General features: G+C 34.8%; 7 protein-coding genes. All 7 read right to left on the bottom strand.

Going from position 1 to position 8,386, the window contains the following annotated elements:
• Positions 1–303: 303 nt before the first annotated feature.
• Positions 304–2,739: a bifunctional aspartate kinase/homoserine dehydrogenase I gene (gene thrA / locus IKK64_06280; protein MBR4119669.1), complete on the bottom strand. Its 2,436-nt coding sequence runs from the start codon at positions 2,737–2,739 to the stop codon at positions 304–306.
• 302 nt (positions 2,740–3,041) lie between these two features.
• The gene (gene nhaD / locus IKK64_06285) at positions 3,042–4,382 is read right to left on the bottom strand and encodes a sodium:proton antiporter NhaD (protein ID MBR4119670.1); all 1,341 of its coding nucleotides are present in this window, start codon (positions 4,380–4,382) and stop codon (positions 3,042–3,044) included.
• Between the two features lie 365 nt (positions 4,383–4,747).
• On the bottom strand, positions 4,748–5,365 hold the full coding sequence (locus tag IKK64_06290; protein MBR4119671.1) for a hypothetical protein: 618 nt from the start codon (positions 5,363–5,365) through the stop codon (positions 4,748–4,750).
• A gap of 71 nt (positions 5,366–5,436) precedes the next feature.
• The gene (locus tag IKK64_06295) at positions 5,437–6,054 is read right to left on the bottom strand and encodes a hypothetical protein (GenBank protein MBR4119672.1); all 618 of its coding nucleotides are present in this window, start codon (positions 6,052–6,054) and stop codon (positions 5,437–5,439) included.
• 65 nt (positions 6,055–6,119) lie between these two features.
• On the bottom strand, positions 6,120–7,100 hold the full coding sequence (locus IKK64_06300; GenBank protein MBR4119673.1) for a hypothetical protein: 981 nt from the start codon (positions 7,098–7,100) through the stop codon (positions 6,120–6,122).
• Between the two features lie 109 nt (positions 7,101–7,209).
• Positions 7,210–7,827 (bottom strand): hypothetical protein, encoded by a 618-nt coding sequence (locus tag IKK64_06305; protein MBR4119674.1) that lies wholly within the window; start codon positions 7,825–7,827, stop codon positions 7,210–7,212.
• Positions 7,828–8,046: 219 nt separating this feature from the next.
• A partial coding sequence (locus tag IKK64_06310; protein MBR4119675.1) for a hypothetical protein occupies positions 8,047–8,386 on the bottom strand: 340 nt, incomplete at its 5' end.

The following is an 8,386-nucleotide window of genomic DNA, read 5'->3' on the forward strand; positions in this document are numbered from 1 at the left end:
CGTCTTTAACGGTTGTTTTCTCTCATCACAAGGATTGTCAGAATGGTTTAGATACAACTAACTTGGGGGAGGGTGCTGTGAGCATACGAACGTATGTGAGCAAACCCGATTCCTAAAAGTTAGGCAGTAGATAAGCCATTATCACAATCCGTCTTTAACGGTTGTTTTCTCTCATCACAAGGATTGTCAGAATGGTTTAGATACAACTAACTTGGGGGAGGGTGCTGTGAGCATACAAACGTATGTGAGCAAACCCGATTCCTAAAAGTTAGGCAGTAGATAAGCCATTATCACAATCCGTATCTAACGGATGTTTGCAATACTTATTATATCCGCAAACACTCCCGCTGCGGTAACCGATGCTCCAGCTCCGTATCCCTTAATTATCATTGGATACTCTTTGTAGCGTTCGGTGGTTATAAGTATTATATTATTGCTTCCTTCAAGTTGATAGAATGGGTGACGTTGGTCAACCGCTCTCAATCCTATGTGCATCTTGCCGTTGTCAAGAGTTGCAATAAAACGCAATCTGCGTCCTTGTGCTGCCACCTCTCTGCGACGTGCTTCAAATTTTGCATCAAGTTTTGGGATGTCACGCCAGAAGTCTTCAAGTGAACCGGCGAACATCTCATCCGGGATGAACAACTCCTTCTCAACATCTGCTTGTTCAACAGCATAGCCCGATTCACGTGCAAGGATTACCAATTTGCGTAATACGTCTTGTCCGTTAAGGTCGAGTCGTGGATCAGGTTCGCTATATCCCGCATCTTTTGCCATTCTTATGGCTTTGCTCAATGGCACATCTTCGCTCAACGTGCTGAATATATAGTTTAGTGTTCCAGATACTACTGCCTCAATGCGTAATATCTTGTCGCCACTATTCATTAGTCCGTTTATGGTACTGATGATTGGGAGTCCTGCTCCTACGTTTGTCTCAAACAGGTATTTTACATCTCTACGGCGTGCAGTCTCTTTTAGTGCTGCATAATTAGCGTATGGCGATGATGCAGATACTTTGTTGGCTGCCACCACCGACACGTTATGCTCCAATAGGTCGCGATATATTCCTGCTACGGCTTCACTTGCTGTGCAATCGACAAATACCGAGTTAAAGATATTCATCTTTATTATCTCATCGCGTATTACCTCAGGCGATGCTGCAAGTGTTGAGTTCTCTAACTCCTCGATGTAGTTCTCTAACGATAAACCATCGCGAGAGAATATACATTTGCGAGAGTTTGCTATTCCGCAGATATTCAACTTTAACGATTTATCCTTTAACAACTTGGGTTGTTGTAGACGTATCTGCTCTAATAGGTCATGCCCCACTGTTCCCACTCCTGTTACAAAGAGGTTCAACTCTTGTGCATCAGAAAGGAAGAATGAGTCGTGTATTACGTTCAATGCTTTACGTAGGCTGTTATGCTCTATTACAAACGATATGTTTGTCTCTGATGCTCCTTGCGCACACGCTATTACGCTTATACCATTACGACCAAGTATATTAAAGAGTTTTCCTGCAATACCTGGAGTGTGTTTCATATTCTCACCCACAATTGCTACTGTTGCAAGGTCGCGCTCTGCTTGTGCTTCGCTTATCTCGCCCATTGCTATCTCTTGCTCAAACTCTTTATTTAACACTGCTACGGCTAAATCGGCATCGGCATTTTTAACAGCAAACGAGGTGTTGTTCTCCGATGATGCTTGAGATACCATAAATACACTTATTCCCGACTTTGCAAGTGCGTTGAATATGCGGGAGTTAATTCCTATGATACCTACCATTCCCAATCCCGATACTGTAATCAAACAGGTGTCGTTGATTGATGATATTCCCTTAATGGGTTTCGACTCTCCGTCAGGTATCTGCTCTGTTATGAGTGTTCCTGGTGCTTCAGGGTTGAAGGTATTTTTAATTACTATGGGTATATTTTTGTGATATACGGGATATATTGTTGGTGGGTATATCACTTTTGCTCCAAAGTTACACAACTCCATAGCCTCTACAAATGAGAGGTGCTTAATCACATACGATGTTTTTATGGTACGAGGATCGGCTGTCATAAAGCCGTCAACATCGGTCCAAATCTCAAGCATATCTGCTCCCAACTCCGATGCCAATATTGCTGCGGTATAGTCTGAACCTCCACGACCGAGATTTGTTACATCGTTGGTGTTCATATCACTTGATATAAATCCCGGCACAAGCGAGACTTTTGGCAATTTGGCAAACTTCTCTTTTATTAGTTTGCTTGTCAGGTCAAAATCAACTATATGTTTACCAAACTGAGTTTTTGTTTTTATAAACTCGCGAGAGTCAAACCAAACAGCATCTTCAATTATATCGCTTATTATTCGCGATGATAATCTCTCTCCGTAACTCAATATGGTGTTTAGCGTCTTTTCTGACAGGTCTTTTATCAACGATACTCCTCGCATAATGTTTCCGAGTTCGTCAAGCATTGCCGCAACATCGCGTCTTACCGACTCCTGCTTGTCAGGTGCAACTGCTCCTGCTATTTGGTCGAAGTGGCGAGAGGCTATAATATCCATTATTTGCGTGTAGTTAAGATTGCCCGTAGATGCAGTTTTGGCACACTCGATAAGTTTATCGGTTATGCCTCCTAATGCTGATACTACTACTATGCTCTCATCCCCGCGAGCCTCCACAATCTTTTTTACACACTTGATACTCTCAACTGTGCCTACTGATGTTCCTCCAAATTTTAATACTTTCATCTCTTATATTTACTTGCACTCTTTTTGTGCATCTATTTTAAACTACAAATATAATAATAAAATGGTATTAATAGGTTATAAACTATAAATAATAAGGTTTTTTAATAATCATCTATCAGTTTTTAGTTGTCGGCTCCGCCGCCCTACGGGTAGTTTTTAGTTGTTAGATTATGGGCAAATTCACCCAAAAGGGGATACGCTTTATGGGCATATCCCCTTTTGGGTATTAAGTTTTAGTTTTTTTTATTTCGTAACAACTAAGGTGCGTAGCACCGTACAACTAAAAACCAACAACTATTTTTTTAGAATATCATCTCTTGTAGGATAAACCATCCTGCTCCTGCCAAGTAGCCTAACAATGCAAGTAGTGATATTTTTTTAAGATACCAACCAAAACTGATTTTCTCTAATCCCATTACTACTACTCCTGCTGCCGAGCCAATAATTAACATACTACCTCCTACTCCTGCACAATACGCAAGGAATTGCCAGAATACACCATCTTGTACGCAGAAGGCATCAAATCCTACTGCTCCTACTTCTGCAATAGGATACATACCCATTGCTGCCGCTACAAGCGGCACATTATCCACAATTGATGATAACATTCCTAATACAATATTTATGATATATACATTACCTACATTCTCGGTTAGATAGTTTGCTACATTTTTCAAAATACCAACCTCTTGCAATACTCCTACAGCCAATAAAATTCCTAAGAAGAAGAGTATTGTTGCCATATCAATGCGTTGCAATATGCTGGGTACACGATGCTCTTGCGATTTGTCCAAGCATTTTTTGTTATACATTAACTCCAAGAATACCCACAACAAACTCAATGTTAATAATACGCCTATAAATGGAGGCAAGTGAGTTAGGGTTTTAAATACGGGCACAAGTAACAGAGCCAATACTCCCAATATAAATATTTGATTTCGCTCTCGGAATGTTACACAGCACTCTTTTTTGCACTCTGTATCGGCTGAGATTGGAGCCAACTCTCCTTTTAAATATCGTGAGGCCAATAATACAGGTACTGCCATTGATAAGAATGATGGTATTATCAACGAAGTTATAATTGGCACTGTTGTTACATTACCTTTTACCCATAACATAATTGTTGTTACATCACCTATGGGACTCCATGCTCCACCACTATTAGCTGCAATAATAACCATACTTGCATAAATCCAGCGGTCTTTTTGGTCTGAAATTATCTTACGCAACAACATCACCATAACAATAGAAGTTGTCAGGTTATCCAATACTGCAGACATAAAGAATGTTAGTATTGCCAATATCCAAAGTAATTTAATTTTCTTACGAGTTTTGATTTTATCGGTAATTACAGAGAATCCTCCGTGAACATCAATAAGTTCAACAATGGTCATTGCTCCCATCAAGAAGAACAAAATCTCTGCAATCTCTCCCAAATGATGACGTATTGACCCATGTGAACTTACAAGGTCATGAATATTAACCTCTGGGAAAACATTTCCATTCAACACTCCTACTGCATACATAGTCCACAACAACATTCCGAGTAGTAGAGCAGATGCAGTTTTGTCTATTTTTAGCGGATGCTCCAACGCAATAGCCGCATAGCCCAAAATAAAGACAATTACAATTGCTATTTCCATGATGAAATTTTAATTAATTTGTGTTATTATATAATTACTGAAATTTTTCTTTAATTGGAATGCAAAGGTAGTGTAATATATTCTTAATTAAAAACTTTTGCCACTTATTTTTAATATTAAATTACAAAAAGTTTGCATCAATAACATTTTATTTTACAACTTTCTATTTAGTTACACATAAATACCGTATTTGTGCAAATATTTGTCAGCTGTCAGCTATTAGTTTTTAGTTGTCAACTTCGTTGCCCCTGTGGTGTAGTTGTTAGTTGATAAACATATGTTTCTCGAACCTGCTCTCACTCGGCAGAGTTCAAGTAAACTTGACTCTGTACTATGGAGGAGACGTCCCTACTTTTGTAGTAGTTCTAATTAAAGATATCAACAATCCAATTCCAAACTCGGTCAAGAAATGAGGTTTCTTCTGCCTTTATATCTTCTTTCTCAATACTCTTTGCTTGTTCTTCTTTTATCTTTCTATCTACACGATTTGGTTTTAAAATAGAGAAAAAAGAACTACTCTTATCTAACTCTGAAGAACCCAATATATGAATCTTTATTCTTTTAGAAAACTCTCCAAAGAAAAGATTTATATAATTATCTATGTTTAGAGAATATATATCTCTACTAAAACGAATAAACAAAATTGCAACATTTCCTGTTTGAGGTTGACAACAACAAGCAATATGACTTATTATATAATTACCCTCATCATCATAAATTATATTTTCAGGAAATATCTCCTTTATTAAGGAATAAACTTCTTCTTCCGCTTTTATAAAAGATTTTATATATTTAGTATATATACTTGCACAATCCTCATCTAACTTAAAACCAGATTTGTATTCTTCATATTCTGGAGATATATTTGAGACTAATGAGGGGGTTACATATTCTAAGTTTCCTCTAACAATAGTACCTTCTTTACCAAAAGCAGAAAAAGATATTACAACCATTAACAAGGGTAATATTAATAATCGTTTCATAGAAAAAAGTTTTTGTTGTGCTTTACTGCGAATATATAAAATGTGATTGATAGAAACTTTTAGCAATAGGTCTAATTAAAAATTCCAACAATCCAATTCCAAACTCGGTCAATAAAAGTGGTTTCTTCTGCCTTTATATCTTCTTTCTCAATAATCTTTGCTTGTTCTTCTTTTATTTGTTTATCAATAAATTTTGGACTTAGGATGGAAAAAAAAGAACTACTCTTGTCTAACTCTGGCAAATCTAATATTGGATATTTAATTCTTTTAGAGAATTCTTCAAAGAAAAGATTAATTTCATTATCTATATTAAGATTATATATATTCTTTTTAAAAGAGATCTCTCGAATTGCCACATTGCCTGTTTTTGGCTGAAAATAACAAGCAATATAATTTATTATATAATTACCCTCCTCATCATAAATTACATCTTCAGGGAATATCTCTTTTATTATGAAATAAACCTCTCTATTGGCACTCCAAAAGAAAGAACTAAATTTAGTATCAAACTCCAATATTTTATCATCTAACTTAAAACCAGATTTGTATTCTTCATATTCTGGAGATATATTTGAGACTAATGAGGGGGTTGCATATTCTAAGTTCCCTCTAACAATTGCACCTTCTTTACCAAAAGCAGAAAAGGATATTACAACCATTAACAAGGATAATGCTATTAATCGTTTCATAGAAAATTGTTTTTAGATGTGGTTTACCGCAAATATAGAAAATATTCCTTTTACTATTATCTTTTTTATCTATTTAATATAATATTTATCAAATAGTGAGGTAATATCTTAGGATCAAATATTTGAGGATCTCTACTCTTCTCCGGGTCCAAATTTGCACCTATTTGCTTATAAATATCTACAAACCTTTGAAGCGATATAGGTCTGTTTAATACTATATTTTCGATTATATCATAATATTCATAAAATAGGTCACCTGATAATCCAAGTTGTGAAAACGGAGAACCTGAATTAATTTCTTCTAGTTCTTTCTCATTTAATATATTTGAATAATGAATAATATCTCCTATAATCTTAGCCTCTAACTCATAATTTATACCTGGGATTCCTTTGGCAATACCAAGCCAACCATAATAGTTCTTTTGTCCTGAATGTATTAACTCTTCGGTTTGAGCAAATGCCGAAGGTGTATAACTATTAAAAGTTATCTCGCTCTTACCTCTTAGATGTGCTTCATTTTCTTTATTAGTGTCCACTTTAAAATGGATACTTTTATCAGGAATTGACTGCATTACTCTCTTACCATATACATTACTTGCAATTCTTCTATTGTTATCTGCAAGATGAGCCCATGTTGTATCGGGCATATAATCAGATTTTGAAAAATTAACTAAGTTTCCAAATGTTGTATTATACTCATGCAATTGGTGTGAATTTTGTGGTTTGTAAGGTATTGGTGCATTTATATATCCTCCATTTGCATAATCGGCGTGATTATTGTTTGGGATTGATAACGAATACTCATTTTTTAAATACGTAGGGCGCACCTGAAAGTTATATGCTCTTTCTTTTTGTCCCATAACATCGTTATAATTATCCAAGTTTTGAGGTTGATACTCAGGCTTGTCAATATCCCAAGGAGAGATTGTTACAGGAAGCCATCTGTCTGACATGGGTGAGTATTGCATATGTATATTACGCTTATCATCCCATAATAAATCGTTTCGTTTCTCAAATGCTAAATTCGATTGTTTAGTTTCTGACATAATCTTTTAATTTTAAATTTGTGAATATTTATTTTTGCACAAATTTAAAACTATGAACTTAGCGTCTGCTGGTAAAATTATAGAATTGAGTTTGTAGTTATTAATCGATTTAATTAAAAATTTCAACAATCCAATTCCAAACTCGGTCAAGAAATGAGGTTTCTTCTGCCTTTATATCTTCTTTCTCAATACTCTTTGCTTGTTCTTTTTTTATATATTCATCAACAAGACCTGTGCTGATAACATGAAGGAAAGAACTATTTTCGTCTAATTCTGGTAAATCTAATATTGGCACCTTCATTCTTTTTGAGAACTCTTCAAAGAAAAGATTTATATAATTATCTATATTAAGATAATATATATCTCTTCTAAAACTAATAAAATAGATTGCAACATTTCCTGTTTTTGGCTGAATATAACAAGCAATACATTCTATTATAAAATTACCATCCTCATCATAAATTACTTCTTTGGGTAATATCTCTTTTACTAAATAATAAGCATCATTCCATTTTTCTATAAGAGATTTATGATATTCCATATCAGTACTTTTAAATTTCCCGTCTAACTTAAAGCCAGATATGTATTCTTCATATTCTGGAGATATATTTGAGACTAATGAGGGGGTTACATATTCTAAGTTCCCTCTAACAATTGCACCTGCTTTACCAAAAGCAGAAAAGGATATTACAACCATTAACAAGGGTAATATTACTAATCGTTTCATAGAAAAAATGTTTTTAGATGTGGTTTACCGCAAATATAGAAAATATTCCTTTTACTATTATCTTTTTTATCTTGCAATAAGGAAATATTATTTAATTCTACGAAAAGGATGCAGTATATGCACTCACAAAAAAGCGATAGTAAGGTTACTCACTATCGCTCTCAAGATGTTCTTTACGGACGTGGCAGGCCACGTCCCTACAATAGGTTAATATTTGATTTACAAATCTTCGCCATTTGTTTGATTATATACATTGTCGTAATACATTGTAATATAATATTGCCCATTTGATTCCGATATTGCAATTTTCACACTCTTTTTTAATAGCAAGCCAAGTAGATATTTTATAAAAAATTTATTACACTCTTTCTCTAATATGGTTCTTTCTCCCTTTTCTACACATATTTCGGTTATCTTTGATTTAATTTCACTCTTTATCTCTATAATATCTATTTTTTGTAAAGCTTGAAAGAATATTGCTCTATATTTTTTCTTATCCGCCGACATTTCATAAGAGATATTTTCTCCTTTTGGTATATTATAATTCATAAATGAAATA

It is taken from the genome of Bacteroidales bacterium (assembly GCA_017521245.1).
In the GTDB taxonomy this organism is placed as follows: Bacteria; Bacteroidota; Bacteroidia; order Bacteroidales; family G3-4614; genus Caccoplasma_A.

Excerpts from the sequence above, each read along its gene's own strand:
- thrA (MBR4119669.1), bottom strand. The coding sequence starts at position 2,739 with ATGAAAGTATTAAAATTTGGAGGAACATCAGTAGGCACAGTTGAGAGT.
- nhaD (MBR4119670.1), bottom strand. The coding sequence starts at position 4,382 with ATGGAAATAGCAATTGTAATTGTCTTTATTTTGGGCTATGCGGCTATT.
- IKK64_06290 (MBR4119671.1), bottom strand. The coding sequence starts at position 5,365 with ATGAAACGATTATTAATATTACCCTTGTTAATGGTTGTAATATCTTTT.
- IKK64_06295 (MBR4119672.1), bottom strand. The coding sequence starts at position 6,054 with ATGAAACGATTAATAGCATTATCCTTGTTAATGGTTGTAATATCCTTT.
- IKK64_06300 (MBR4119673.1), bottom strand. The coding sequence starts at position 7,100 with ATGTCAGAAACTAAACAATCGAATTTAGCATTTGAGAAACGAAACGAT.
- IKK64_06305 (MBR4119674.1), bottom strand. The coding sequence starts at position 7,827 with ATGAAACGATTAGTAATATTACCCTTGTTAATGGTTGTAATATCCTTT.